Source organism: Streptomyces griseiscabiei, assembly GCF_020010925.1.
Taxonomy (GTDB): domain Bacteria; phylum Actinomycetota; class Actinomycetes; order Streptomycetales; family Streptomycetaceae; genus Streptomyces; species Streptomyces griseiscabiei.
The window spans coordinates 192,482-216,618 of record NZ_JAGJBZ010000004.1 but is presented as its reverse complement, the minus strand read 5'-3'; the positions used below and the strand labels follow the sequence as shown (position 1 = coordinate 216,618).

The following is a 24,137-nucleotide window of genomic DNA, read 5'->3' as shown; positions in this document are numbered from 1 at the left end:
GGGTTGTGGCTGGTCGCGCAGTTCCCCGCGCCCCTTTTCAGGGGCACGGACTTGCGTGACCGGTGTCATGAAGACTCCTTCCGGGTTTGAGGGCATTGTCAGTGGTGCAGTGCACTATCGGAGTCGGGAGGTGGGGCGCGTGCGGAGGCAGGGCGCGTACGACTGCGATGTGCTCGTGGTCGGCGGCGGGATCGTCGGGCTGTCGACGGCGTATGCGATCACGCGCGCCGCGCCGGGCACGCGGGTCACCGTGCTGGAGAAGGAGCCCGGACCGGCCCGGCACCAGACCGGGCGGAACAGCGGCGTCATCCACAGCGGGATCTACTACCGGCCGGGATCGCTGAAGGCGCGGTACGCGGTCAAGGGCGCCGCCGAGATGGTCAAGTTCTGCGCCGAGTACGGCATCGACCACGCCGTCACCGGGAAGCTGATCGTCGCCACCGAGCGGTCCGAGCTGCCCCGGCTGCACGCACTGGTGCAGCGCGGGCGGGAGAACGGCATTCCGGTGCGGGAGCTGGGCGCCGCGCAGATCGCCGAGTACGAGCCGGAGGTGCGCGGGCTCGCGGCCATACATGTCGGCACCACCGGGATCTGTGACTTCGTGGGCGTCGCCCGGCAGCTCGCGCGCGCCTCCGGTGCCGAGATCCGGTACGGCGCCGAGGTCGAGCGGATCGACCGGCGGGCCTCGCTGGGGGTCGCCGTCCGTATCCGGGGCGGTGACGTCGTCCGGGGGCGGGTGCTGGTGAACTGCGCCGGGCTGCACTGCGACGAGGTGGCGCGGATGACCGGGGACGAGCCCGGGATGCGCATCGTGCCGTTCCGGGGGGAGTACTACGAGCTGGCGCGGCCCGAGCTGGTCCGTGGACTCGTGTATCCGGTGCCCGACCCGGCGTTCCCGTTCCTCGGGGTCCATCTGACCCGGGGGATCGACGGAGGCGTGCACATCGGGCCCAACGCGGTGCCGGCCCTGGCCCGCGAGGGGTACGGCTGGGGGACCGTACGGATGCGGGAGCTGGGGGCGACCCTGGCGTGGCCCGGGGCCTGGCGGATAGCGCGGCGGCACTGGCGGTACGGGGCGGGGGAGCTTCGGCGGTCCGTGTCGAAGAAGGCGTTCACCGGGGCGGTGCGGCGGCTGCTGCCCGCGGTCTCGGAGGGCGATCTGGTGCCCGCGGCGGCGGGGGTGCGGGCGCAGGCGGTGCTGCGGGACGGGACGCTGGTGGACGACTTCCTGATCCGGGAGGGAGCGCGGGCGGTGCATGTGCTGAACGCGCCTTCACCCGCGGCCACCGCTTCGCTGCCGATCGGGCGGGAGGTGGGGAGGCGGGCGCTGGCGGCTCTGGCCGAGGTGTGAGAGGTCCTGCCGGACGGAACAGCCGAGGGGTGAGAGGTCTCGCCGGACGTCACCGGGAAGGTCCTCGGGCTCCGGCTTCGGTCCGGCTCCGGTTCGGGCTCCGGCTCCGGTCCGGTTCGGGCTTCGGTCCGGCTCTGGTCCGGTTCGGGCTCCGGCTCACCGGTAAAATCGGCCGCACTGTGTCTGACTCCGCCAATACCCCCGAGCCCCGCACCTCCGGTGCCTCCCTTCGGCACACCCGGGACAAGGGTGAGCCCCGGTTCCCCGACGGGCCGAAGGCCGATCCCGCCGGGTCGCATTTCGAGCGCCGGATCAGGAGTTTCCAACCGCGGCGGAGCCGGGTGACGGCCGGGCAGGCGGACGCGTTGCAGCGGCTGTGGCCCAAGTGGGGGCTGGACATCGACGGGCGGGCACTGGATCTCGTCGAACTGTTCGGGGACGAGCGGCCCGTCGTGCTGGAGATCGGGTTCGGCATGGGCGAGGCGACCGCGCGGATGGCCGCCGCGGACCCGGAGACCAATGTGCTCGCCGTGGATGTGCACACACCGGGCCAGGGGAACCTGCTGAACCTGGCCGACCACAACGGGCTGTCCAATGTGCGGGTCGCCAACGGGGACGCGATCATCCTGCTGCGTGAGATGCTCCCGCCCGCGTCGCTGGCCGGGCTGCGGGTCTACTTCCCCGACCCCTGGCCGAAGAAGCGGCACCACAAGCGGCGGCTGATCCAGGAGGAGTTCCTCACGCTCGTCGCGTCCCGGCTCCGCGCCGGGGCGATCGTGCACTGTGCCACGGACTGGGAGCCGTACGCCGAGCAGATGCTCGAAGTGCTCACCGCGCACCCGGAATTCGAGAACACCCGGGCCGACGGCGGGTTCGCGCCACGGCCGGCCTTCCGGCCGCTGACCCGTTTCGAGGGGCAGGGGCTGGACAAGGGTCATGTGGTGAACGATCTGCTCTTCCGCCGCGTACAGCAGCCTGAGAGCTAGGGCCTGTCGACAGGTCCTGGTTCGGCGGCGGCTGAGTCGACGGGTGCCGCCGGATGCCGACAGGTGCGGTTCCGACCGGTGCCGACAGGTGCGGTCCGGCCGGTCGTACCACGCGCCGTCGCGGGCGGCGCCCCTTCCTCGTTAGGGTCGATGTAATGGCCACCAGTCCCCCCTGTCCGACGCACCCCAGCGGCCCCGCCGGTGGGTATGTGTTCAGGCCCACGCGCTGGTGGCAGCGGAAGAGCGTCCGATACGCGGCGCTGATAGCACTGCTCGGGGTCTCCGGGCTCGTGATCCTCGCGCTCGTCCGGGAACAGACCGGCACCGAGGGGTTCCTCGTCGGGCTGGGGCTCGCGGTGCTGCCCGTGCCGCTGCTGATGGCCGCGTTCCGGTGGCTGGACCGGGTGGAGCCCGGGCCCTGGAGGAACCTGCTGTTCGCGTTCGCCTGGGGGGCGTGCGCGGCGGCGCTGATAGCCATCGTGGCGAACAGTTTCGCGACGCGCTGGATAGCCACGGCCACGGCCGATCCCACGCACGCCGACACGCTGGGCGCCACCGTCATAGCGCCCGTGGTGGAGGAGACCGCCAAGGCGGCGGCCGTCTTACTCGTGTTCCTGTTCCGCAGGCGGGACTTCACCGGGATCGTGGACGGGGTGGTGATCGCGGGGTTCACCGCGACCGGGTTCGCGTTCACCGAGAACATCCTGTACCTAGGTACCGCGTTCGGGACGGATCAGCTCAGTGGGGGCAGCGGGCTGGCGTCGGTCACCGCCGCGACGTTCTTCGTACGGGTGATCATGTCGCCGTTCGCGCATCCCCTGTTCACCGTGCTGACCGGGATCGGGTTCGGGATCGCGGCGTTCTCCGCGGAGTGGCAGCGGGGGCGGCGGGTGCTCGTGCCGGTGGGCGGGCTGCTGCTCGCCATGGGGATGCACGCGGTGTGGAACGGGTCGGCGACGTTCGGGGAGTACGGGTTCTTCGCGGTGTACGCGGCGTTCATGGTGCCGGCGTTCGGGTTGCTGACGTGGCTGGTGATCTGGGCCCGGCAGCGGGAGTTGCGGACCGTGCGGGAGGAGTTGCCGGTGTACGCGTCCGCGGGGTGGCTGACGCCGGCCGAGCCGTATGTGCTGGGGTCGATGCGGGCTCGGCGGATGGCGCGGGAGTATGCGGCGCATCGGTTCGGGAAGTCGGGGGCGCGGGTGGTCGCGGAGTACGAGGGGTTCGCGACTCGGCTCGCGTTTCTGCGGAACCGGGGGCGGCGGGGGCGGGCCGGGGGTGACTTCGCTCTGCGGGAGCGGGAGTTGTTGTTCGAGTTGTGGCGGCGGCGGGGAGTGGCTCGGGTGGCCATGGAGTATGCGGGGCGGGAAGTGGGGGGTGGGGGGTGGTGGTCCGGGGCTGCCTACGGGTACGGGTACGTGCCTGGGTATGCGCCGGGTGTCCATGGGTCTTATCCCGTTTACAACCCGTATCGGTCCTAGTCGGTGGGCTTGGGCGACGGTTCGGGGGTGGGTCGGGGGCGCGCCGGGGGGTGTCCGTCCTCGGAACGGCGCGGAATCGGTTGGCTGGATGGTTCAACGGGTTGACGCGCCAACCTCTGCGGGCGGACACCCCCCGACGCGCCCCCTTCTCGCCGTACGCCGCCACCGGTCCGTTCTGGTTGCGGACATGGGGGCGTACGTGGGCGCCTGGTGTTACGCCGACGCCTTGGTGAGGTGGGTCAGTTCCTCGGGGGTGAGGGTGAGGGTGGGGGCGGCCAACAGGGGTGGGAGTTGGTCGGGGGTGCGGGCGGAGGCTATGGGGGCGGTGACGGTCGGCTGGGCCAGGAGCCAGGCGAGGGCGATGGTGGCGTGGGCGGTGCCGCGGGAGGCGGCGATCTCGTCCAGGGCCGTGAGGACGCGGGTGCCGGTCGGAGTTTCGAGGTAGGCGCCTGCGCCGGCGGCCCGGGGGCTGTCGATCGTGATGCCGGGGCGGTACTTGCCCGTGAGGAAGCCCTTGGCGAGGCCGAAGTAGGGGACCGCAGAGAGGCCGGCTTCGGTGGCCAGGGTCTGGAGGGGGCCCTCGTAGGTGTCCCGGGAGACCAGGTTGTAGTGGGGCTGGAGGGCGACGTAGCTCGACAGGCCCTCGGCGGCCGAGAAGTCCAGGGAGGCCTTCAGGCGTTCGGGGGTGATGTTGGAGGCGGCCGTCGCGCGGACCTTGCCGGCCTTCACCAGGTCGTCGAGGGCGGTGACGATCTCCTCGACGGGGACCTCGGGCTGGTCGAAGTGGGTGTAGTAGACGTCGATGTAGTCCGTGTCGAGGCGGGCCAGGGAGGCGTCGGCCGCGGCCTTGATGTTGGCCGCCGTCAGGCCCTTGTACTCGGGGTGCTGGCTCACCTTGGTCGCGATGACGAGGTCGGCGCGGTTGCCGCGCGCCTTGGCCCACTTGCCGATGATCCGCTCCGACTCACCGCCCGTGTTGCCCTCGACCCACGCCGAGTAGGAGTCGGCCGTGTCGATGAAGTTGCCGCCGCCGGCCGTGTAGGCGTCGAGGACGGCGAAGGACTGTGCCTCGTCCGCCGTCCAGCCGAAGACGTTGCCCCCGAGGGAGAGCGGGAACACGTCGATGTCGGACGTGCCCAGCCTGCGAAGAGGAGAAGAGGGAGAAGAAGTGGTCATGCCATTCGTCAACCCTCGTGGCGGACGCGTGCATTCCGGGGTCGCGTGAACGGTGCGTGAAACCGTGGGAGCGCCTGTACGACAGCGACGCCGCTTGGCCTCCGGGAGGCCACGCGGCGTCGCTGTCGTCGTACGGGCGGGTTACGGGGTGAGGCCCTTGCCGCGGAGCCACGCCGCCGGGTCGATGCCGCCGGAGGAGCCGCCGGGGTGGACCTCCATGTGGAGGTGGGCGCCGGTGACGTTGCCGGTGGCGCCGACGCGGCCGATGACGTCGCCGGTGGCGACCTTCTGGCCGACGCTGACGCCGATCGAGGACTGGTGGGCGTACCAGATCTCGGTGCCGTCATCGAGGGTGAGGACGGTCTTGTAGCCGTAGGCGCCCTCGTAGCCGGCCTGGGTGATCGTGCCACTGCCGACGGCCTTGATCAGGGTGCCGGTGGGGGCCGCGAAGTCGAGGCCGGTGTGGTAGCCGGAGGACCAGTAGGGGCCGGCCTGGCCGAAGGTGGAGGTGAGGGTGTACGAGGAGGTGGGAAGCGTGAACTGCTTGGCGAGCGAGGCCAGGCGCTCGGCTTCCTTCTTCTGCTCGGCCTCCTCGGCCGCCTTCTTCTTGGCGGCGGCCTCCTTGGCCTCCGCCTCCCTCTTCTCCTGGGCGGCCTGCTCGGCGGCCTTGTCCGCGGCGGCGGTCTGGGCGGCCTCGGCGGCGGCCTTGTCGGAGGCGTCCTGCTGGGACTCGGCCTGCGCCATGATGCGGGCGCGCAGCGCCTCACCGGCGTCGGCGGTGCCCTGCTCGGATTCGGCGGGGGTCAGGCCGGCGTTGCTGAGCGGGGACCTGGAGGCCTCGGGCTCGGGCTCCTCGGCCTCGTCCTCGAAGACCGAGCCGACATTCGGCATGTCGGGCATCGATATGGAGACCGGGGCCTTGCCGGACTGCGCGCTGGCCATGCCGGCGCCACTGACGGCGGCTATGACACCGACGCCGAGGACCGTGGAGCTGCGGGCCAGTCCGCCACGGGCGAGTACGCCGCTCTTCTTGGCGACGCGGTGCCGACCGCGAGCGGGGCGGAGGGTCTCCTCGTTCGGATTCCACTCCTGCCAGGGGCCCTCGTTGTCGCTGTTGTAGCTGCCGTAGCCGAACGTCTGGCTCTCGCCTTCGCGTTGGGTCGGCACGAACGGGGCTTCGGTCGCGGACCGGTTCGACGCCACGTGGGCGTACTCCTTCCTTCCTCCTCGCCTACCGGGTTAGCTGACGGGTTCGGAGCAGGAAGGTCTCCTACGCGCGTAAACCGGTCGTGCGTACTGCCACGGCGGTTTGCGTGCGATTCACCCCAGGGTGGTGGTTCCCCGGTTCCCTTGCGGAATTCGGCGCGTGAGCACGGAGCCGTCTCTTGTGACGGCTGGGACGACCGCGCTGCGTTATCGAACGTTAATAGACGTCAGTACTCCATTCCAAGCTGTTCCGAATGATCGTTCCGGCTTCCGCGCTGGACTTTACGGGTCATGAGGGGCGGAAAACGGGCGAGTTGGCGGTGACTCACGAGTAACAGTTGTTCTGACGGTGCGTCAGTTCCTATACGGAGGACGGTCGGACGAGCACGCTCGGTGACATCGGCCCCGATGAGGTGCGAGATGTGAGAGAGCTGTGTGTGCGGGAGACGTGTGCGTCAGGGGCGGCGGACCGCCAGGAGGGCCATGTCGTCCGTCGTGCGATCGCCCGTGTGCCGGCCCACCTCCTCCGCGAGGGTCGTCAGCAGGGCGCCCGGGACGGAGAAGGTGCGTCCCGACAGGCGCGCGGCCGGGTCGTAGAAGACCCCGTGCGCGTCCCGCGCCTCGGAGAGGCCGTCGGTGTAGCAGAGCAGTGTGGCGCCGGGCGGGAAGTCGGTCTCCTCCGCGCGGTCGGGCCAGCCGCCCAGGTCCTCCATGCCCAGCGGAAGCGCGGGCCGCGGGGCGTCCAGCGTGCACAGGGCGCCGTCGGCGTACAGCAGCAGAGGGGACGGATGGCCCCGGTTGACGATCCGGGCGCGGCCGGCGCCGTGCGGGAACTCCGCGAGGACCGCCGTCACGAACCCCTCGTACTCCACCGCCGCGTCCCGGCGCGCCGCCTCCCGCCGGGTGCCCTCGCGGGCCAGCGCCCGTTCCAGCCGCTGGGCCACCGCTTCGAGCGTCGACTCCTGCTCGGCCGCCTCCCGGAACGCGCCGATCAGCACGGCCACCGCCGACACCGCCCCCAGCCCCTTGCCGCGCACATCGCCGACGATCAGCCGTACGCCGTGCGGCGAGTCCTGCACCGCGTACAGATCACCCCCGATCGACGCCCCGGCCTGCGCCGCCTCGTACCGCGCGGCGATCTCCAGCCCGCCGATCCGCTCCTGCGGCACCGGCAGTACGGCCCGCTGCGCCGCCTCGGCGATCTCCCGGGCGGTGGCCAGCCGGGCGTCGCTGCGGCGGACGAGGCGGTTGATCAGTACGGCCAGTACGGCGACGGTGGCCACCGTGGCGATCTCGGTGACGGCGTCCACATGGCCCGCGTCGTCGTAGTAGGTCCGTACGGCCGTGATGCCGCCGACCGAGGCGAGCCCGGTGATCACCGTGCCGTGCAGCGAGTAGAGCGGGGCCGCCACCAGGGGCGCGGCCGTGAAGAAGGGGACCGCCGTGAACTCGCTCGGCGTGAAGTGGTCGTAGAAGAGGCCGACCGCGATCAGCAGGACGGGGAGGCCGCGCGCGAGCGTACGGGCGTACGAGAACCGCCGTCCGTCCGGCTCCCTCACACCCTCCACCCCCTCTCGCTGCCCCACGGATACAGGGTTTCCGGGGGCGGGGAGCGGGGCTAGCCGGTGGGGCCGAGTGGGCTAGTGAGGGGCGCGGGGAGGTTGGTGAGGTGGGGGGAGGTCAGCCGGCCGTCAGGCCCGTCAGTTCCGTCAGTTCCGGCAGCGGCAGGGTGTGCTGGGTCTGGAGGACCTTCGCGCGGAGGTAGCGGACGTTGTGGGCGGTGGTGAAGACGCCCGTGGGGACGCGGTGGCGGACGCCGACGCCCAGGTCGCGGAGCTGCTGCGCCTTGTCGGGGTTGTTGGAGAGCAGGTCCAGCTCGTCGATGCCGAGGGCGCCCAGCATCTGGGCCGCCGCCGTGTAGTCGCGGGCGTCCTCCGGCAGGCCGAGCGCCGCGTTCGCCTCGTAGGTGTCGAGCCCCTGGTCCTGGAGGGCGTACGCGTCCAGCTTGTTGTAGAGGCCGATGCCCCGGCCCTCCTGGCGGAGGTAGAGGAGGACGCCCCCGCGCTCGGCTATCCGCTCCACCGCCTCGCGCAGCTGCGGGCCGCAGTCGCAGCGGGCCGAGCCGAACACGTCGCCGGTCAGGCACTCGGAGTGCAGCCGGACCAGCGGGGCCGTGCCGGGGGCGGGGTCACCGAGGACGATCGCCAGGTGCTCCTGGTCGTCGACGAGGCCGTGGAAGGTGACCAGCTCGGCGTCGACGCCGTATCCGTCCTGGAAACGCAGCGGTACCCGGACGCGGGCACGCGGGGTGGCAGCGGGAAAGTCGGGCATGCGGGTTCTCCGGTCCTGGTGCGGGCGTCACTGTGCTTCAGTTTTGAAGCACAGTGCTCGCAGCGACTCTAACCCGTGCTTCAAATTTCAAGCAACCGGTTTGGGGCGACCTCACATTCCCGCGACACGGGAGAACTTTCGGCGCGACCCGAACGACAGGCCCTACCGGCCGGACCGACCCGAGCGGTCGGGCTGGCCCGGCTGGCTCGACGAGCACGCCCGGCGGCGCCACGGAAGGTCGTCGGAGCCGGTGGCCGTCTGCGGGTCCCCGCCCTGGATCGCCCCCGCGATGGCCGCGCAGATCTCCTCGAACTGCCCGATCTGCTCGGGGCTGAGCCGGTCGAAGACGGCCTTGCGGACCGTCTCCACATGGCCCGGTGCCGTGCGCTCCAGCAGGGCCATGCCCTCGTCGGTGAGCACGGCGACACTGCCCCGCTTGTCCCACTGGCAGTCCTCGCGCCGCACCACACCGTCCTTCTCCAGCCGGGTCACGGCGTACGTCAGCCGGCTGCGGGTGATCTTCTGGTGTTCGGCGAGGTCCGTCATCCGCATCCGGCGTTCCGGCGCCTCGGAGAGGGCCGCGAGCACGGAGTAGTAGAGGTGCGGCAGACCGGCCTCCTGCTGGAGCTGCCGGTCGAGCGTGTCCTCGAGAAGAGTGCTCGCGGCGACATAGGCACGCCAGGCACGCTGTTCCTCGGGGGTGAGCCAGCGGGTCGTCATACGTACAGTGTAGTTATTGTTTAAAACTTGAACCAACCCCAGGGAGCGCGTCCATGCCCCAGCCCTACGTCCTGTTGTCCGCCGCCGTGTCCCTCGACGGCTTCCTGGACGACACCGGGCCCGAACGGCTGCTGCTCTCGGGCCCGGCCGACTTCGACCGGGTCGACGAGGTGCGCGCGGCCAGTGACGCCATCCTGATCGGCGCCGGCACCCTGCGCACCGACAACCCCCGGCTGCTGGTCAACTCCCCCGAGCGCCGCGCGGCCCGCGTCGCCGCCGGGCTGCCGGAGTACCCGCTGAAGGTCACCGTCAGCGCGTCCGGCGATCTCGACCCGGCGGCCCGGTTCTGGCACACCGGCGGTGAGAAGGTCGTGTACACGACGGACAAGGGCGCGGAACGGCTGCGAGGGCTCGGCCTGCCCGCCGGACCGAACGGCGTGGACGTGATCCCCCTCGGCCCCGAACCGGAGTGGCCGGCCGTCCTCGACCACCTCGGAGACGTCCGCGGTGTCCGCCGCCTCATGGTGGAGGGCGGCGGCCGGGTCCACACCCAGCTCCTCCAGCAGGGCCTCGCGGACGAGGTGCAGCTGGCCGTCGCCCCGCTCTTCGTGGGCGAGGCCGACGCGCCGCGGCTGTTCGGGCCGGGCGCCTACCCCGGCGGGCCGACGAGCCGGCTGCGACTGCTGGAGACCCGCCCGGTCGGCGACATCGTCCTCATCCGCTACGCCCCCACCGTCCCCGGCACCGGCCCGGCCGCCTCCCCCGCCGACCGCCACTGGCTGGCCCTGGCCTGTGAACTGGCCGCCGCCTGCCCGCCCTCGCGGACCGCGTTCAGCGTGGGCGCGGTCGTGGTGGCGGCGGACGGTACGGAACTGGCCCGCGGCCACTCCCGCGAGGGCGACGACCCCGTCGTCCACGCCGAGGAGGCCGCCCTCGCCAAGATCGACCCCACCGACCCGCGCCTCGCCTCCGCCACGGTCTACAGCAGCCTCGAACCGTGCGCCCGCCGCGCCTCCCGCCCCGCCCCCTGCGCCCGCCTCGTCCTCGACGCCGGCATCCGCCGCGTCGTCACCGCCTGGCGCGAGCCGGACACGTTCGTGGCGGGCGCGGCGGCGGGCAATGCGGTGCTGGCGGCGGAGGGGGCTGTGGTCGTGGTGGTGCCGGGGTACGAGGGGGCGGCGAAGGCACCCAACAAGCATTTGGTGGGCTGAGCGAGTGCCTGGCGGGGGCCCACCGGCACCAGGAGCACCGGCCGCCCATTAACCCGTGTGCTTCGGACCCCGCGGATGGCGTACACTGGTTTCAACGACGCGGGGTGGAGCAGCTCGGTAGCTCGCTGGGCTCATAACCCAGAGGTCGCAGGTTCAAATCCTGTCCCCGCTACTGAAAGCCTGGGGCCCGGAATCCGATGAGGATTCCGGGCCCCAGGTGTTTGTCGCCCGTCTCGATCTCCGGCTCCGGCACCCGAGCCTTCAGCTCCGCCTCGTACGAAACCCCCGCCTGACTGAGCGATCGGACGCGTCACGGGGCCACGAGGCGTCCCGGGGGCTGAGGGTTCCCGGGTCGGCCCGACGTCTCCGTCCCTCGGCCGTGCCGAACCTCCACGCCGCAGGCGACCGTACCGTCAGGCGTGCGCCCGCGCCGTGAGGTAGGGGTCCCGGCGGAGGACTTCGCGGCTGCCGAAGAGGGTTCCGGTGGCGAGCCCGGCGGCCGGCAGCAGCAGCGCGGCGGCGGCCCAGGCCGGTCCGGGCAGGGCGTCCGTGCGGCCGATGGGCAGGCCGAGGAGATCGCTGAGGGGGCCGGACAGTGCCACGGACGCGCCCGTGCCCACGAACACACCCACCACTCCGGCCACCCCTCCCGAGAGAACGGCCTCACCGAGCAGGATCCGCCGCAGCTCGGGCCGCCCGGAACCGAGGATCCGCAGGACGGCGAACTGCCCGATCCGCGCCCGGGTGCTGTCCGCCGCCCGAACCGTCCCGAGCGCCACGGCGCCTGCCGCCAGCACCAGCACGCCGATCCGCATCGCGAGGTCCGCCACCCCGAAGAGGCCGGGCAGATTGCGGACACGATCGGACACGGGCGACGCCGAGAACCCGTCCCGTTGCAGCGACTCGGTGGCCGCAGCCACCTGGCTCTGATGCCCGACGAGCACGACGGCGGACTGCGCGCCCTCCCTCGCCCGGAAGGTCTCCGGTGTCTGCCCGGCCCGCGCCGCCGCCAGCAGCGCGGCCGTGTCCTCCGACAGATAGGCGACATCGGGGCCGTCGGACTGCCAGGCGGGGTCGTAGAGGGCAATGACCTTCAGCCTGATGACCTCGGTGGTGCCGGACCCGGCACCGGTCGCCTCCGTGTACCCGAAGGCGACCGTACGCCCGAGGAGTTCGGCGAAGTCCGTACCCTGCGCGGCGGCCGGCAGCACCACCTCGTCCCGCCCGAGGCCACTGGACTCCGCCGGGATCCTTCCCTTCACGACGGGCAGGTCGTCGCCCGGCGTCAGAGTGTGGCCGGCCAGGTCGTACGTCCCGTCCTCCTCGGCGTACAGCGCGGACGGGTAGTCGGCGACGACCTGGCGTACGCCCGGCGTCTGTGCGGCGTCCCGCAGTGCCGAGGTGGTCAGGGGCCGCACCGACGCGTCGCCCTCGAACGAGGACAGTTCGATCTGGGTGAGTCCGCCCGACCCCAGGATGTCCCGTTCGACGGCACCGGCGGCGCCGGCCGCCACTCCCGCGGACGTGGTCAGCAACGCGGCCAGGACCGTGAGCGTCGGCAGCGCCCGGCGCAGTGAACGCTCGTCGCGCGTCCAGGTGTGAAGACTCCATAGGCTCATCCGAGGCTCCCCTCATGGGCGTTCCACGGCTCCAGGGCCGACAGCACTCCCCCGGCGAGAACATGACGCCGGTCGCATGACGCGGCGATCGCCGCGTCATGCGTGACCAGCAGGACGGCCGCGCCGCGCTCCGCGCACGAACGCAACGCGTCCATCACCGAGTTCGCCGTCCCGGGGTCGAGGCCTGAGGTCGGTTCGTCGGCCAGGATGAGCACCGGCTGCTTCACGGCCGCCCGCGCGACCGCGATGCGCTGCCGCTGCCCGCCGGAGAGTTCGGTGACCCGGGAGTCGGCCAGGTCCGCCATCCCCAGGTCTCCGAGGAGCGCGCGAGCCTCCGTACGGTGCCGGGTGAGCCGAGGGCCGAAAGCGGCGGCCACGTTCTCCCAGGCGTTGAGGAACGGCAGCAGGCCCAGGTCCTGCAGAACGATGCCGATCGACCGCCTCCGCAGCAGGTCCCGGTCGGCCGCGGTGAGGGACCCGGTGTCGGTCCCGGTGATGTGCAGGGACCCCGACGCCGGGGAGAGGATCAGCCCGAGCAGGGCCAGGAGCGTGCTCTTGCCGGAACCGGACGGTCCCTCGACGGCGGCCGTGGTGCCCACTCCGAGAGTGAGATCCGCACGGGCCAGACCACCGCCGGACGCGTAGCTGAAGGCCAGCCCTTCGGCCACGACGGCGGGTGGGGAGGCTGTGTTCATGGGCGACGTCCTTCTGGGGTGGGGCGGACGGTAACCGCCTGTGGTGGTACGGACGGACGCACGCACGATGTGGTGGGAAGGCGTGAGCCCTGTCGCGTGTGCCGGGCGGGGTCAGGCAAGGAGGTAGTACGCGGACCTGGTGGCGTCCGCCGAGGCGGTACCGCCCGGCGAGGCCGCGTACAGGTCGGGGAACTCCGGATCGCGGTAGCGCCGGAGAAGCCCGGGCAGGTCGTCCCACAGGTCCTGCGGAATGCTCTGCTCGGAGGCGAGCACCGCCTGGACCGCGTCCGAGGCGGTCGCCAGATCACCCGCGCGCAGCGCCTCGCGTGCCCGTGCGACAAGGCCGGTCCCTTCGGTGAGCCGTTCCGCCTGGGCCGTGCATCCGGCGTCCGCGAGCGCGACCACGACACGCAGAGAACGGGCGGACAGTTGCGCGCCGGCCTCACCGTCCGGCAGGTCGACGGCCGTCCGTCCACAGCCCAGCCCGAACTCCGCACGGGCCGCCATGACCCCGTGCCAAAGGCGCTCGTTCTCGGTCGTCAGACGCTCGGGCACCTTGAGCCGAGACGCCTCCTTGACTCCTTTGTCGGCCTGCGGTCCACAGGTCAGGGCCAGCCGGTGGCACGTCATGGCGAGCAGCAGCCGGTCGGACGGTTCGAGACCGCCGTCCGAACCCATCCTCGTCAACCGCTGCTTGAGCCAGTACGGCGTGTGCGCCTGCTGGGCGCCGGCCGTGAGCGCACGCGCGGCGTTGTACGTCGCGGTCAGTGTCCCCAACTGGGCCGGTGACTTCGCGACGAGACCGTCGGACCGGACGCGCCCCACCGGCTCGGGGAGCGAACCGGCGGTGTCCCCCTCACCGTCACCGTTTTTCGCGCCGACGGTGAGGGCACGGCGTACCAGCCAGCGTGTCTGGGTGTCCGGGTCCGACAAGGAAGGCAGCAGGCAGTCGCGCGTCCGCTGCGTCAGGCGATGCCGCAGCAGGGTCAGAGCGGCCCGCTGGATGGGGTCGAGGCCGGTGCAACCGGCCGCCAGTCGCGCATCGGAGCCCTGCAGCGCGCGCGTCGCACGGGCCCGTACACCGACCGCTCGCAACGCCTCCATCGCGTAGAGCACCGGCACGGCCTGCTCGGCACGAGCGGTGTCCGCCGCGAGGGCCCGCACCGTGGCCCGGGACACCTCGCTGTCCCGCCCGAGGCAGGTCAGGGTCTGGAGAAACGCGGCCCGTGTGGCGAGCGAGGTGGGAGCGTCGTCCGTGTCGTCCGGTGCCCGCAGATAGTCGAGCGCCTCACGTTCGGCTCGTTCGCGGACCCCGGCCCGGTCCAGCACGGCCGCTGCTCCGCCGCTTCCGGCCGGTCCCGTTCCCATCAGTGAGAGGCAGACATAGTGGGCCCGCCAGGCCGGAGTGTCCAGGACGTCGGTCCGGGCGAGGTCGGCGAGCGGGGCCGTCCGGACCTCGGGCACGCCGCCCGCAGCGGCGCCTCCCCGGTGGCGCGCCGCGACGGCCGCCTCCAGCCGCCCGTACGCCGTCGGGTACAGCGCGGGATCCCGCCCGACGTCGGCGCGGGTGGCGCGTACGAGATCGTTCGCCCCGCGCAGCGCGTCGAGTTGCCCGGCCAGGGCACCGCCGGGTGGCCCGGGACGGTCGACCGGCCCGCCGCCGAACGCCGAGGCGATGAGAGCCGCGGCGACGGCCATCCCGCCCACGGTGACGAGGAGCCGGCCACGGTGCTCCACGGTTTCGTTCACCGCTCAGTCGTTGGCACAGGCCGAGGCGAACGCCTTGACGCCTGACTTGAAGGCGCCGCCGTCGGAGCAGGTGGTGATGCTCGTGTTGAGCGACCCGCCCGGGTCCGCGATACCGCTGATGTCGGCGATCCAGGTGTTCTTGTTGGTCCAGCTCACCTGCCGGGTGCTCTCACTCACCGGTGTACCGCTCGGACTCAGCGCGAGGGTCGCCTGCCAGCCGTTGGCCTTCACCGTCGCCGTGTTGCTGATCTTGCTGACTGTGTACTTCGCGCCGCCCTTCATGGTCTTCGTCGACGTCTTGAAGGAGCACTTGTCGGCATAGGCGTTGCACTGCCACGCGCTGACCTCGACCCGCGCACCTGTACCGGGCAACGGTGTCGATCCTGCGTCCGAAATGGCCATGGTCGGCACGGCGGACCCCACCCACAGCATCCCGACGAGCCCCGACGTCAGCAGGGTCTTGTTCATCAGCCACTCCATGTCGCCCCAACGCAGGCGACGAACTGTATATGTTGCGCAAATACTGAAGAGTGACCGAAAAGCGACGCGTATCCGCGTGGTTCACCCCAGGAATGGACTACCGAAGGGCGTGCGGCCCTGTCGCGAACGGCCGCACGCAGAAAGACACCTGACCTGTTTCAGCCAGCAGACAGTCGGCATTGTTCACACCTGAGCGTGACAGTGACGGTCAGCGGAAGCCCCGGTAAGTGTTCCGGGAAGCCCCGGAAGCCCGGCCTCGCCCCAGTGACCCGCATGGACGGCACCGGCATGCCCGGGCGGAGGTGGCGTGCCAGGCTCGGGAGGGCGCCGGTCGGGAGTGGGCGCGATGCGAGGAGGCGGTGCGCATGCCGGTCGGGCCGACCGGGTCCGAGGCCGTGTCGCCGCCGGACCCGATGGCGCTGCTGCGCAGCCGCGCGTATCTGGTGCTGTTGCTGATGGCCGCGCTGATCGGCGTACCGGTGTCGGCGGTGGCGTTCGGTTTCCTCGCGCTGGTCGGTGAGGTCCAGCCGTTGATCTACACGGATCTGCCGGAGGCGCTCGGGTTCGACGGGACGCCGGTGTGGTGGCCGGTGCCGCTGCTCGTCGTCGGGGGGCTGCTGGTCAGCCTGACGGTCCGGTATCTGCCGGGGCACGGCGGCCATGAGCCGACCGCCGGATTCCAGCCCGCCGGCGTGGCCAAGCCCATCGAGCTGCCCGGGATCTTCGCCGCCGCGCTGGCCACGCTCTGTTTCGCCGCCGTCCTCGGACCCGAGGCCCCCCTGCTCGCGCTCGGCGGTGGGCTCGCCGCCGCTGCCGTACGGATGGTCCGACGCGACCCCCCGGAGCAGATGAGCGCGGTGCTGGGCGCGGCGGGCAGTTTCGCGGCCGTCAGTTCGCTGCTGGGGTCGCCGCTGCTGGGGGCGTTCCTGCTGATGGAAGCCTCCGGGCTGGGCGGGCCGATGATGGCGATGGTGCTCGTACCCGGTCTGCTGGCCGCGGGCATCGGCGCGCTCATCTTCGTCGGGCTGGGGTCCTGGACCGGGCTGGGCACCTACTCGCTGACCCTGCACGACGTCCCCGAGGCCACCCGCCCGACAGCGGCGGAGTTCGGCTGGGCCCTGCTCATCGGGCTGTCGGCCGCGCTCGTGGGGGCGGGCATCCGCTGGCTCGCCGTCCGGCTCCGGACGCATGTCGAGCGGCGACGGGTGTCGGCCACGGTGGTCATGGGCCTGGTCGTGGCGGGACTCGCGATCGGCTACGCGGAGAGCAGCGGCAAACCGGCGACCGACGTCCTGTACTCGGGGCAGACGGCACTCGACCCGTTCCTCACCCACAGCGCCGCGTACTCGGTGGGAGCGCTGGCGCTGCTGGTGGTGTGCAAGGGCCTCGCCTACTGCGTGTCGCTCAGCGCCTTCCGGGGAGGTCCGATCTTCCCCGCGATGTTCGTGGGGGCCGCGGGCGGCATCCTCTGCTCCCATCTGCCGGGGCTGAGCCTGGTCGCGGGGTTCGCCATGGGAATCGGGGCGATGAGCGCCGCGATGCTGCGGCTTCCGCTGGTCTCCGTCCTGCTGGCCACGCTGCTGATCGGGGACCGGGGGATCACGGTCATGCCGCTGGTGATCGTCGCGGTGGTGGTGTCGTACGTGGCTACGGCGAGGCTCGCGGCGCCGCCGCCGACTGCACAGGGGGCGGCGCCGCGGCCGGGGTGACGGCTACGCATGAATGGTCGTCTTGCGGCACATGACCGGTCGCATTACGACAGCGGCCCCAGAATCCCCTCCGACTCGATGAGCCCCTGTTCGCTCGGGGCCTCGCCGGCGCCGAAGACGCGGGCCGCCTGCCGGGCCCGGAAGTCCGGATGGGCCTCGGCGGGCCGGGCGTAGCCGTGCCGGGCGCGGGCCTCCGCGGGGGTCAGCACCTCGGCGTTCCGGGGCGGGACACCGAGCTTCATCGGCGCGATCACCGCGACCGTGGAGGGTGACAGTCTCCCGATGAGGCGCAGTTCGGCCCGGGGGCTGAGGTGGGCGAGGGCGAAGGCCGTCCTCATGACGGGCACGATGAGCGCGTCGAGGAGACGGGACTGCCGGATCCCGGCCGTCTCGCGCATCCAGCGCGGCAGGGTGGCGAGCGTCGCGATCCGCTGCGCCTTCGCGACCACCATGGTCACCGGCTTCGCCCAGCGCGGCACCGGCGGCAGGACGAGCTCGCTGCGCAGCAGATGGTTCATGGCCTGGCGGGCGATCGGGCTGGCCGACAGCCGGGGGCGCATCTCCTCGAAGTACGCCCGGACGCCGTCACGGCTGCGGGGGATGTCGTCGGGGGAGCACGTCTGCAGCTCGGCGGCGACCGCGCACGCCTCCCAGTACTCCCGCTCCTCCCGCTCCGTCAGTTTCCCGGGCCCGTACTTCTCGTACGCGTAGAGGATGGAGTGCCAGCCGGTGAGCTGGATCCACAGCTGTGAGGCCGGGTCGTTGGCGTCGTACGTCCCGCCGCCGTACGGCAGTTCGCCGATCGCCTTGGAATGGATCCTGACCAGGACGTCCGCGGCCTCGCACACCTGCCGTGAACCGGCGAAGGCCACCATCGCGAAGTACCGCAGGGTCCGGTCGTAGCGCGTGCGTGAGCGGCGGTAGATGCCCTGGGTCGCGTGGACGGCGGCCACCAGCGGCGGATCGAGTTCCTCGACGACCACGGCCCGCTGGAAACCGACCGTCGGCGCCGTCGGATAGCTCCACACCTTCCACACCACCGAGCCCGGCCCGAAGAAGCCGTAGTCCTCGTGCGGTTCGACCTCGCTCCGCCTCAGTCTCGCCATCGACCCTCACCCCCTCACCTCTCCATTACGACACTGCTGTCGTAAATTAAGACACGACTGTCGTAAACTGCCAAGGTGTCTGCGCCCACCTCTTCGGACGACCGCCCGCCGCGCAAGCGACGCCCGTACGCCCCGCGCGTGCCGCTCGCGGAGCGCCGTGAGCAGGTGCTCGACGCCGCCCTCGCCGTGATCGTGAGCGAGGGCTACGACCGGGTCTCGATCGATGCCATCGCGAAGCGGGCCGGTGTCGCCAGGTCGGTGGTCTACGGCGCCTTCGACGACCTCGGCGCCCTGCTCACCGCGCTGCTGGACCGGCAGCAGGCCCGCGCCTTCGCCCGGCTGCTCGCGACGCTGCCCGACGGGGTGGACCTGCGCGACCCCGCCGCGTTCGCCGCCGAGGCGGTACGCCGGATGTCCGCGATGCTCCGCGAGGACCCGGACACCTGGCGGCTGATCCTGCTGACTCCGGGCACCATGCCGGCGGTCGTCCGCGACCGCATCGAGGCGGACCGGGAACGCTTCCGCCTCCGGGTCGAGCAGTGGATCTCCCTCGCCCTGGCCGAGCGGAGAGCCCCCTCCCAGCGGTCGGCCCCCGCGCAGCCTCCGCGGACGACCCCCGCACCGGACCCCCGGATCCTCGCCCACGCGCTCGTCGCCTGCGCGGAGCACTTCGGCCGCCTCGCGCTCACCGAGCCCGGCAGGTTCGACCCGTCCCACCTGATCGAACAGGTACGGCTGATCCTCAACGCCCTCTGGCCACCGCCCCACTGAGGCCGAACGGGGCCGTCGGGCACCTCCGGTTTCGCGGAAATTCGCGAGACATGGTTGCGCACCCCATGGGTCAGGGAGAGCCGTTCACACCCACCAGGCGATCAGGTTCGCACTGCTCCCACGGGTGGCCGTACTCCGGCCGGACCTCGGCGGCGCAGTCGGTGGCGGCCCTGGCCGCCGGCTACCTCCGGCACCGCCGACGGGACGCGTGAGGGGACTTGCCTGAAACCTGGGGCACCTGGACACATGCACACACGGACAGCCGAGCTTGTGCTCAACAAGGAGTGCGGGCAAGGCAGTCGAGAATACGTCGCCGCTGGACTCGCGCCCACCCGCTGAACAGCCCCGACGGACGACATGCGAGGAAAGCGGAACAGCCGAGGCGCAGGACGGCGCCAGCGCGGTGGAACTCGCCCGCGAACTCAAGCCGGACGTCGTCCTGATGGACCTCCGCATGCCTGTCATGGACGGCATCGCGGCCACCCGGGAGATCTGCGCCGACGAGACGCTGGCAGGCGTACGGGTGCCGGCCCTCACCATGTTCGACGTGGACGACTACGTCTATCCGGCCCTGCAGGCGGGCGCGAGCGGCTTCGTGCTGAAGGACGTCTCGCCGGCGGACATGGTCGCAGGCATCCGGGTCATCGCCACCGGCGAGGGAGTCCTGGCCCCCACGGTCACCCGCCGTCTCATCGCGACCTTCTCCCGCCCCGACAGGACGGCGCGGGCGGCCCCGAGACTGGTCGGCCTCACGAAACGGGACCAGGAGGTGTTGGTGCTGATCTCGAACGGCCTGTCGAACGCGGAGATCTCCCAGCACCTCGTGATCAGCCTGCCCACGGTGAAAACCCATGTGAGCAGCCTCTTGGCGAAGCTGCACGCGCGGGATCGGGCTCAGCTGGTGATCGTCGCCTATGAGAGCGGGCTGGCGGAGCGCGGGCCGCCGAGGTGAGGGCCGGCAGCCGGACACATCAGTCGCACAGCACCCCGAAACGCCACAGCGCCCGACCCGACCGAAGCCGACCCGAGCGCTGCACCGCAGGTCAGAGGGGATACCCCCACCCGCGAACCGTAGGCCCTGTGGGACTCGAACCCACAACCAATGGATTAAAAGTCCACTGCTCTGCCAATTGAGCTAAGGGCCCAGGCGATGTTGCCTCCCCGAGCATAGCCGGACGCGGCCGGGAGTCCGATCGGGTATCGGTGACCCGGCCGCGTCGGAGGGCCGCAAAAAGGTTCGCCGTAGAACAGAACGGGCGGAAGATCGGCGGAAGAACGGTGGAAGCAGGGCGAGTTGGCCGATGCCGGACCCCGGCTACGGGATCACGGATCGATCGGCTCCGGTGCCCCCTTCCGCGCCGCCTCCCGGGCCGCGCCGCGCTCGTGGCCGGGATCGAGGAACCAGTGGCGGGCGGAGGCGGCCCACCAGATCGCCGCGAAGCCGAGCACCACGACGACGGCGACGGGGGCGTAGTTGAAGTTCTCCCAGGTGACCGGGGACACCTGCGGGAGCATGAACAGGACGGTGATGAAGAGGACCCAGACCACCGCGACGACGCCGATCGCACGGGACCAGCGGCCGAGGTGCCAGGGCCCGCGTTCGAACGCCTCGCCCTTGCGCAGCCGCAGCAGGGTCGGGATGACGTACGCGATGTAGAGGCCGATCACCGCGATCGAGGTGACGGCGGCGTACGCGGTGCTGTTGATCAGATACGGCAGGCCCAGGACCAGCGCGCCGCCCGCCGCCAGCCAGACCGCCGCCACGGGAGTGCGGGTGCGGGGGCTGACGGTGTGCCAGACGTGCGAGAACGGGAGCGCGCCGTCGCGCGAGAAGGCGTAGATCATGCGGCTGTTGGCGGTGACGGAGGCCATCCCGCAGAAGAGCTGCGCGCCGATGATGACGAGCAGGAGCAGCTTCCCGCCGGTCGCGCCGAGCGCGTCCAGCAGGATCTGCGCGGGCGGCACCCCGGTCGCCGACTCGCGGGCCCCGTCGTACGACTGGATGGCGAAGGTGAAGCCGAGGAGGAGGACGAAGCCCGCCACCCAGGACGTCCAGATGGACTGCACGATGCCCTTCGGGCCGGCCGTCGACGCGTCGTGCGTCTCCTCGGTCATATGGGCGGAGGCGTCGTACCCGGTGAAGGTGTACTGCGCCATCAGCAGCCCCAGCAGCACCACGTACAGCCCGCTGCCCCAGCCCGTCTCGTTGACGAACTCGGTGAAGACGAAGGACGCCGACTGATGGCTGTCGGGGACGACGACGAGCGCGCCGACGATGACGACCACGCCCACGACGTGCCACCACACGCTGATGCTGTTCAGCAGACCGACGATCCGGACGCCGAAGGTGTTGAGGAGACCGTGCAGCAGCAGGATCGCGGCGAAGAGCAGGATCGTGCGGACCGGGGTCACCTCGAAGCCGAACTCCAGGTTCAGATACGCCGCCAGGAACGACGCCGCGCCGAAGTCGATACCGGCGGTCACGGCGACCTGGCCGAGCACGTTGAACCAGCCCGTGAACCACGCCCAGGCCGCCGCGCTGCGGGCCGGGGCCAGCCGGTGGGCCCAGAAGTACAGGCCGGCGGAGGTCGGGTAGGCCGAACAGATCTCGGCCATGGCCAGGCCCACGAAGAGCGTCATCAGGCCGACCGCGACCCAGCCCCAGGTGATCACGGCGGGCCCGCCGGTGTTCATGCCGAAGAGGTAGAGCGTCATACAGCCGGACAGGACCGAGATGATCGTGAAAGAGACCGCGTAGTTGGAGAACGCGGACATACGGCGGGCGAGGACCTGCGTGTAGCCCAGCTGGGCGAGCCGTTCCTCGTCGGACACCGAGACCGACACAGAGTCCGGGACCGAAGCCCCGGCTGCCCCACGGGCTATGTCGTCATCTGTCATGCCCCCAGCAATTCCCGCTCCGAGTACGTGACATGCGCCACACCATGGCCGAAAACCGGCGGCACGGGCGACAACAAGCCTCGGAAGGCCGGCAGGCCCCGAAGGCCGACAGGCCCGGAAAGCCCGCAGGGCCCGTACGACCGAAGTCGTACGGGCCCTGCGAAGCACTCAGCCGATGTCAGCCGACCGATGGCTCGACGTCACCGCTGTCAGCCGTTGCGCTTCCAGCGCGGCTTGTCGTCACGGCGGCCGAAGGAGGAACCGGTGCCGGAGCCGGAGCCGCGGTGGTCGTCACGACGGCCGTACGGACGCTCGTGTCCGCCGGAGCGGAAGCCCGGACGGTCGCCGCCCTGACGGTCGCGGTTGAACGGACGGTCGCTGCCCCGGTGGCCGCCCCGCTCGTCGCGACGCTCGAAGGAACGCCCGCCACGGTCGTTGTCCCGGCGGAAGCCACTGCCACCACTGCCACCACGGTCGTCACGACGCTCGAACGAACGCCCACCGCGCTCGCCGTCCCGACGCTCGAACCCGCCACGGTCGTTGTCCCGGCGGAAACCGCTGCCGCCACGGTCGTCACGACGCTCGAACGAACGGCCACCACGGTCGCCGTCCCGACGGTCGTCCCGGCGGTCGTTGTCCCGGCGGAAGCCACTGCCGCCACGGTCGTCGCGGCGCTCGAAGGAACGGCCGCCACGGTCGTTGTCACGGCGGAAACCACTGCCGCCACGGTCGTCACGACGCTCGAACGAACGCCCACCACGGTCGCCGTCCCGACGGTCGTTGTCCCGGCGGAACCCGCCGCGATCACCACGGTCACCGCGGTCGTACCCGCCGCTCCGCTCCTCGCGGCGCTGGCGCGGCTGGTCGTACGAGGAACGCTCGTACGCCGGACGCTCGGCGGGCTGCTCGACGACCGCGGCCGGGGCCTCGGCCGGCGTGCCGTCCGCCTCGGCGGCGGTGGCGGCAGCGGCGACGGTCTCCGCGGCGGCCGCGACAGCCGCCTCCGGGTCCTCGCCCCGCTCCCGCGCGGCGCGCGCGGTCAGCCGGGTGGCCTCGTCGCGCAGCTCGGCGGCGCGGCGCGTGACCCGCTCCAGCTCCTTGGTGAGCTGGGCGACCTCGCGCTCGGCCTGCTGCGCGGCGTTGTCGACCGACTCGGCCTGGACCTCGGTCATCGAGCGGGCGCCGGTGATGTCGGCGACCTCGCTGTCGAAGGCCGTACCGCCCTGGATGATGTGGCGCGAGGCGTCGACGCCCGCGTCCTCCATCAGCCGGAAGATCTGCCGGCGCTGGTGCGGCAGGGAGAGGGAGACGACCGTGCCGGAGCGGCCCGCGCGGGCCGTACGGCCGGAGCGGTGCAGGTAGTCCTTGTGGTCACCGGCCGGGTCCACGTTCAGGACCAGGTCGATGCCGTCGACGTGGATACCGCGGGCGGCCACGTCGGTCGCGACGAGCGCGTTGACGTAACCGTCCTTGAAGTCGGCCAGCGTCCGCGTACGGGCGCCCTGGGTCATGCCGCCGTGCAGCGCGTCGGCCTTCACACCGGAGTCGCGCAGCTGCTCGGCGATGCGGTCGGCGCCCAGCTGGGTGCGGACGAAGATGATCGTGCGGCCCTTGCGGGAGGCGATCGCGGCGGTGACCGGCGCCTTGTCCTTGGGCTTCACGATGAGGATGTGGTGCGACATGGTCGTGACGTTGCCCTGGGCGCTGTCGACCTCGTGCGTGACGGGGTTGCTCAGGTAGCGCTTGACCAGCGTGGAGATCTCGTTCTCCATCGTCGCGGAGAAGAGCATCCGCTGGCCGCCCGCCGGGACCTGGTCGAGCAGCTCGGTGACCTCGGGCAGGAAGCCCAGGTCCGACATCTGGTCGGCCTCGTCGAGGACGGCGATCTGGGTGTTCTCCAGCGAGCAGGCGCCGCGGTTGATGATGTCGCGCAGCCGGCCCGGGGTGGCGACGAGGATGTCGACGCCGCGCTCCAGGGCGTAGATCTGGTTGCCCATCGACGTACCGCCGCAGACGACCTTCATCTTCAGGCCGAGGACGTCGCCGTACGGCTGGAGGGCGTCCGCGACCTGCATCGCGAGCTCACGGGTCGGCGTGAGGATGACGCCGCGGGGCTTCTTGCGCTCGGTGTGGCCGCCGGCCAGCTGCGCGAGCAGCGGGAGACCGAACGACAGGGTCTTGCCGGAGCCGGTACGGCCACGGCCGAGGATGTCCTTGCCGGCCAGGGCGTCCGGGATGGTCGCGGCCTGGATCGGGAAGGGGGTGGTCACGCCGTTCTGCGCGAGCTTGCGCACGACGCCCTCGGGGAGACCGAGGTCCGCGAAGGTGACCTCGGGAGCCTTGGGGGCCTCGGGAGCCGCCTCGACGGAGGCGGGCTCGATGTCGTCCTGCGAGCCGTTCTCGGGCACGACGACGTGATCAGTACTGGAAATGGACATGCGTATGCGAAACCTTCCGGAGTCTCGTCGGCACGCGCCCGTCAACTCCGTGATTCGCACACGACCGCCTCTATGCGGTCCGCCACGGCAAGGGAGAGTACGCGCCACACGGCGCGCTCTGTGATGGCGCCGGGCAATGGGGCAATGGGATCAAACGATCTGCCACCATACGGACCCACAACCCCTCAAGGCAAACCCAGCGGCTGTCCGCAG

Annotated in this window: 19 protein-coding genes, 2 tRNA genes and 1 riboswitch; of the genes, 8 read left to right on the top strand and 13 right to left on the bottom strand. The window is 71.5% G+C overall.

Annotated elements, in window-relative coordinates:
• Window positions 1–139 precede the first annotated feature (139 nt).
• The 3 genes from lhgO to J8M51_RS40375 all read left to right on the top strand — a co-directional run bounded on the left by lhgO (window position 140) and on the right by J8M51_RS40375 (window position 3,815).
• Window positions 140–1,351 (top strand): L-2-hydroxyglutarate oxidase, encoded by a 1,212-nt coding sequence (gene lhgO, locus J8M51_RS40385; protein ID WP_086755245.1) that lies wholly within the window; start codon window positions 140–142, stop codon window positions 1,349–1,351.
• Between the two features lie 179 nt (window positions 1,352–1,530).
• Window positions 1,531–2,337 (top strand): tRNA (guanosine(46)-N7)-methyltransferase TrmB, encoded by an 807-nt coding sequence (gene trmB, locus J8M51_RS40380; protein ID WP_179203052.1) that lies wholly within the window; start codon window positions 1,531–1,533, stop codon window positions 2,335–2,337.
• Window positions 2,338–2,492: 155 nt separating this feature from the next.
• Window positions 2,493–3,815, top strand: a complete 1,323-nt coding sequence (locus J8M51_RS40375; protein WP_267299939.1) for a PrsW family intramembrane metalloprotease — start codon at window positions 2,493–2,495, stop codon at window positions 3,813–3,815.
• A gap of 213 nt (window positions 3,816–4,028) precedes the next feature.
• Here J8M51_RS40375 and J8M51_RS40370 read toward each other — a convergent pair whose 3' ends face one another.
• From J8M51_RS40370 to J8M51_RS40350, 5 genes are all read right to left on the bottom strand, one after another.
• Complete coding sequence (locus J8M51_RS40370; protein WP_267299938.1) at window positions 4,029–4,991, bottom strand: aldo/keto reductase; 963 nt, start codon at window positions 4,989–4,991, stop codon at window positions 4,029–4,031.
• Between the two features lie 141 nt (window positions 4,992–5,132).
• On the bottom strand, window positions 5,133–6,194 hold the full coding sequence (locus J8M51_RS40365; RefSeq protein WP_086757934.1) for a M23 family metallopeptidase: 1,062 nt from the start codon (window positions 6,192–6,194) through the stop codon (window positions 5,133–5,135).
• Between the two features lie 10 nt (window positions 6,195–6,204).
• A riboswitch (cyclic di-AMP (ydaO/yuaA leader) is annotated at window positions 6,205–6,366 on the bottom strand.
• 286 nt (window positions 6,367–6,652) lie between these two features.
• Window positions 6,653–7,783, bottom strand: a complete 1,131-nt coding sequence (locus J8M51_RS40360; RefSeq protein WP_398857868.1) for a PP2C family protein-serine/threonine phosphatase — start codon at window positions 7,781–7,783, stop codon at window positions 6,653–6,655.
• Window positions 7,784–7,877: 94 nt separating this feature from the next.
• The gene (locus tag J8M51_RS40355; protein ID WP_216590124.1) at window positions 7,878–8,528 is read right to left on the bottom strand and encodes a GTP cyclohydrolase II; all 651 of its coding nucleotides are present in this window, start codon (window positions 8,526–8,528) and stop codon (window positions 7,878–7,880) included.
• 162 nt (window positions 8,529–8,690) lie between these two features.
• Window positions 8,691–9,248, bottom strand: coding sequence for a MarR family winged helix-turn-helix transcriptional regulator (locus J8M51_RS40350; RefSeq protein ID WP_086761239.1), 558 nt, complete (start codon window positions 9,246–9,248; stop codon window positions 8,691–8,693).
• Window positions 9,249–9,301: 53 nt separating this feature from the next.
• Between J8M51_RS40350 and J8M51_RS40345 the strand changes: the two genes are divergently transcribed.
• The gene (locus tag J8M51_RS40345) at window positions 9,302–10,459 is read left to right on the top strand and encodes a dihydrofolate reductase family protein (protein WP_216590123.1); all 1,158 of its coding nucleotides are present in this window, start codon (window positions 9,302–9,304) and stop codon (window positions 10,457–10,459) included.
• Window positions 10,460–10,557: 98 nt separating this feature from the next.
• Window positions 10,558–10,631, top strand: a tRNA-Met gene (locus J8M51_RS40340).
• A gap of 241 nt (window positions 10,632–10,872) precedes the next feature.
• Here the strand turns inward: J8M51_RS40340 and J8M51_RS40335 are convergent.
• The 4 genes from J8M51_RS40335 to J8M51_RS40320 all read right to left on the bottom strand — a co-directional run bounded on the left by J8M51_RS40335 (window position 10,873) and on the right by J8M51_RS40320 (window position 14,990).
• The gene (locus J8M51_RS40335; protein WP_086758460.1) at window positions 10,873–12,078 is read right to left on the bottom strand and encodes an FtsX-like permease family protein; all 1,206 of its coding nucleotides are present in this window, start codon (window positions 12,076–12,078) and stop codon (window positions 10,873–10,875) included.
• Entirely contained in the window at window positions 12,075–12,773 is a 699-nt protein-coding gene (locus tag J8M51_RS40330) for an ABC transporter ATP-binding protein (protein ID WP_086758458.1), read from the bottom strand. The genes J8M51_RS40335 and J8M51_RS40330 overlap by 4 nt, the downstream gene beginning before the upstream one ends.
• Before the next feature lie 111 nt (window positions 12,774–12,884).
• Window positions 12,885–14,522, bottom strand: coding sequence for a hypothetical protein (locus J8M51_RS40325; RefSeq protein ID WP_256965401.1), 1,638 nt, complete (start codon window positions 14,520–14,522; stop codon window positions 12,885–12,887).
• A gap of 3 nt (window positions 14,523–14,525) precedes the next feature.
• On the bottom strand, window positions 14,526–14,990 hold the full coding sequence (locus J8M51_RS40320) for a hypothetical protein (protein ID WP_086758457.1): 465 nt from the start codon (window positions 14,988–14,990) through the stop codon (window positions 14,526–14,528).
• A gap of 377 nt (window positions 14,991–15,367) precedes the next feature.
• Between J8M51_RS40320 and J8M51_RS40315 the strand changes: the two genes are divergently transcribed.
• Window positions 15,368–16,711: a chloride channel protein gene (locus J8M51_RS40315; RefSeq protein WP_086758455.1), complete on the top strand. Its 1,344-nt coding sequence runs from the start codon at window positions 15,368–15,370 to the stop codon at window positions 16,709–16,711.
• Between the two features lie 44 nt (window positions 16,712–16,755).
• Here J8M51_RS40315 and J8M51_RS40310 read toward each other — a convergent pair whose 3' ends face one another.
• Window positions 16,756–17,817 (bottom strand): oxygenase MpaB family protein, encoded by a 1,062-nt coding sequence (locus J8M51_RS40310; protein WP_086758454.1) that lies wholly within the window; start codon window positions 17,815–17,817, stop codon window positions 16,756–16,758.
• A gap of 75 nt (window positions 17,818–17,892) precedes the next feature.
• Between J8M51_RS40310 and J8M51_RS40305 the strand changes: the two genes are divergently transcribed.
• Window positions 17,893–18,588, top strand: coding sequence for a TetR/AcrR family transcriptional regulator (locus J8M51_RS40305; RefSeq protein WP_086758452.1), 696 nt, complete (start codon window positions 17,893–17,895; stop codon window positions 18,586–18,588).
• Window positions 18,589–18,856: 268 nt separating this feature from the next.
• Window positions 18,857–19,540: a response regulator transcription factor gene (locus tag J8M51_RS40300; protein ID WP_317853009.1), complete on the top strand. Its 684-nt coding sequence runs from the start codon at window positions 18,857–18,859 to the stop codon at window positions 19,538–19,540.
• Between the two features lie 120 nt (window positions 19,541–19,660).
• Here the strand turns inward: J8M51_RS40300 and J8M51_RS40295 are convergent.
• From J8M51_RS40295 to J8M51_RS40285, 3 genes are all read right to left on the bottom strand, one after another.
• Window positions 19,661–19,733: transfer RNA gene (locus tag J8M51_RS40295), tRNA-Lys, on the bottom strand.
• Between the two features lie 178 nt (window positions 19,734–19,911).
• The gene (locus tag J8M51_RS40290; protein WP_256965399.1) at window positions 19,912–21,486 is read right to left on the bottom strand and encodes an amino acid permease; all 1,575 of its coding nucleotides are present in this window, start codon (window positions 21,484–21,486) and stop codon (window positions 19,912–19,914) included.
• A gap of 209 nt (window positions 21,487–21,695) precedes the next feature.
• Window positions 21,696–23,924 (bottom strand): DEAD/DEAH box helicase, encoded by a 2,229-nt coding sequence (locus J8M51_RS40285; protein ID WP_086758448.1) that lies wholly within the window; start codon window positions 23,922–23,924, stop codon window positions 21,696–21,698.
• Window positions 23,925–24,137: the final 213 nt, after the last annotated feature.

Excerpts from the sequence above, each read along its gene's own strand:
- J8M51_RS40285 (WP_086758448.1), bottom strand. The coding sequence starts at position 23,924 with ATGTCCATTTCCAGTACTGATCACGTCGTCGTGCCCGAGAACGGCTCG.
- J8M51_RS40290 (WP_256965399.1), bottom strand. The coding sequence starts at position 21,486 with ATGACAGATGACGACATAGCCCGTGGGGCAGCCGGGGCTTCGGTCCCG.
- J8M51_RS40320 (WP_086758457.1), bottom strand. The coding sequence starts at position 14,990 with ATGAACAAGACCCTGCTGACGTCGGGGCTCGTCGGGATGCTGTGGGTG.
- J8M51_RS40310 (WP_086758454.1), bottom strand. The coding sequence starts at position 17,817 with ATGGCGAGACTGAGGCGGAGCGAGGTCGAACCGCACGAGGACTACGGC.
- J8M51_RS40315 (WP_086758455.1), top strand. The coding sequence starts at position 15,368 with ATGCCGGTCGGGCCGACCGGGTCCGAGGCCGTGTCGCCGCCGGACCCG.
- J8M51_RS40345 (WP_216590123.1), top strand. The coding sequence starts at position 9,302 with ATGCCCCAGCCCTACGTCCTGTTGTCCGCCGCCGTGTCCCTCGACGGC.
- J8M51_RS40350 (WP_086761239.1), bottom strand. The coding sequence starts at position 9,248 with ATGACGACCCGCTGGCTCACCCCCGAGGAACAGCGTGCCTGGCGTGCC.
- J8M51_RS40370 (WP_267299938.1), bottom strand. The coding sequence starts at position 4,991 with ATGACCACTTCTTCTCCCTCTTCTCCTCTTCGCAGGCTGGGCACGTCC.
- J8M51_RS40355 (WP_216590124.1), bottom strand. The coding sequence starts at position 8,528 with ATGCCCGACTTTCCCGCTGCCACCCCGCGTGCCCGCGTCCGGGTACCG.
- J8M51_RS40330 (WP_086758458.1), bottom strand. The coding sequence starts at position 12,773 with ATGAACACAGCCTCCCCACCCGCCGTCGTGGCCGAAGGGCTGGCCTTC.
- J8M51_RS40375 (WP_267299939.1), top strand. The coding sequence starts at position 2,493 with ATGGCCACCAGTCCCCCCTGTCCGACGCACCCCAGCGGCCCCGCCGGT.
- J8M51_RS40335 (WP_086758460.1), bottom strand. The coding sequence starts at position 12,078 with ATGAGCCTATGGAGTCTTCACACCTGGACGCGCGACGAGCGTTCACTG.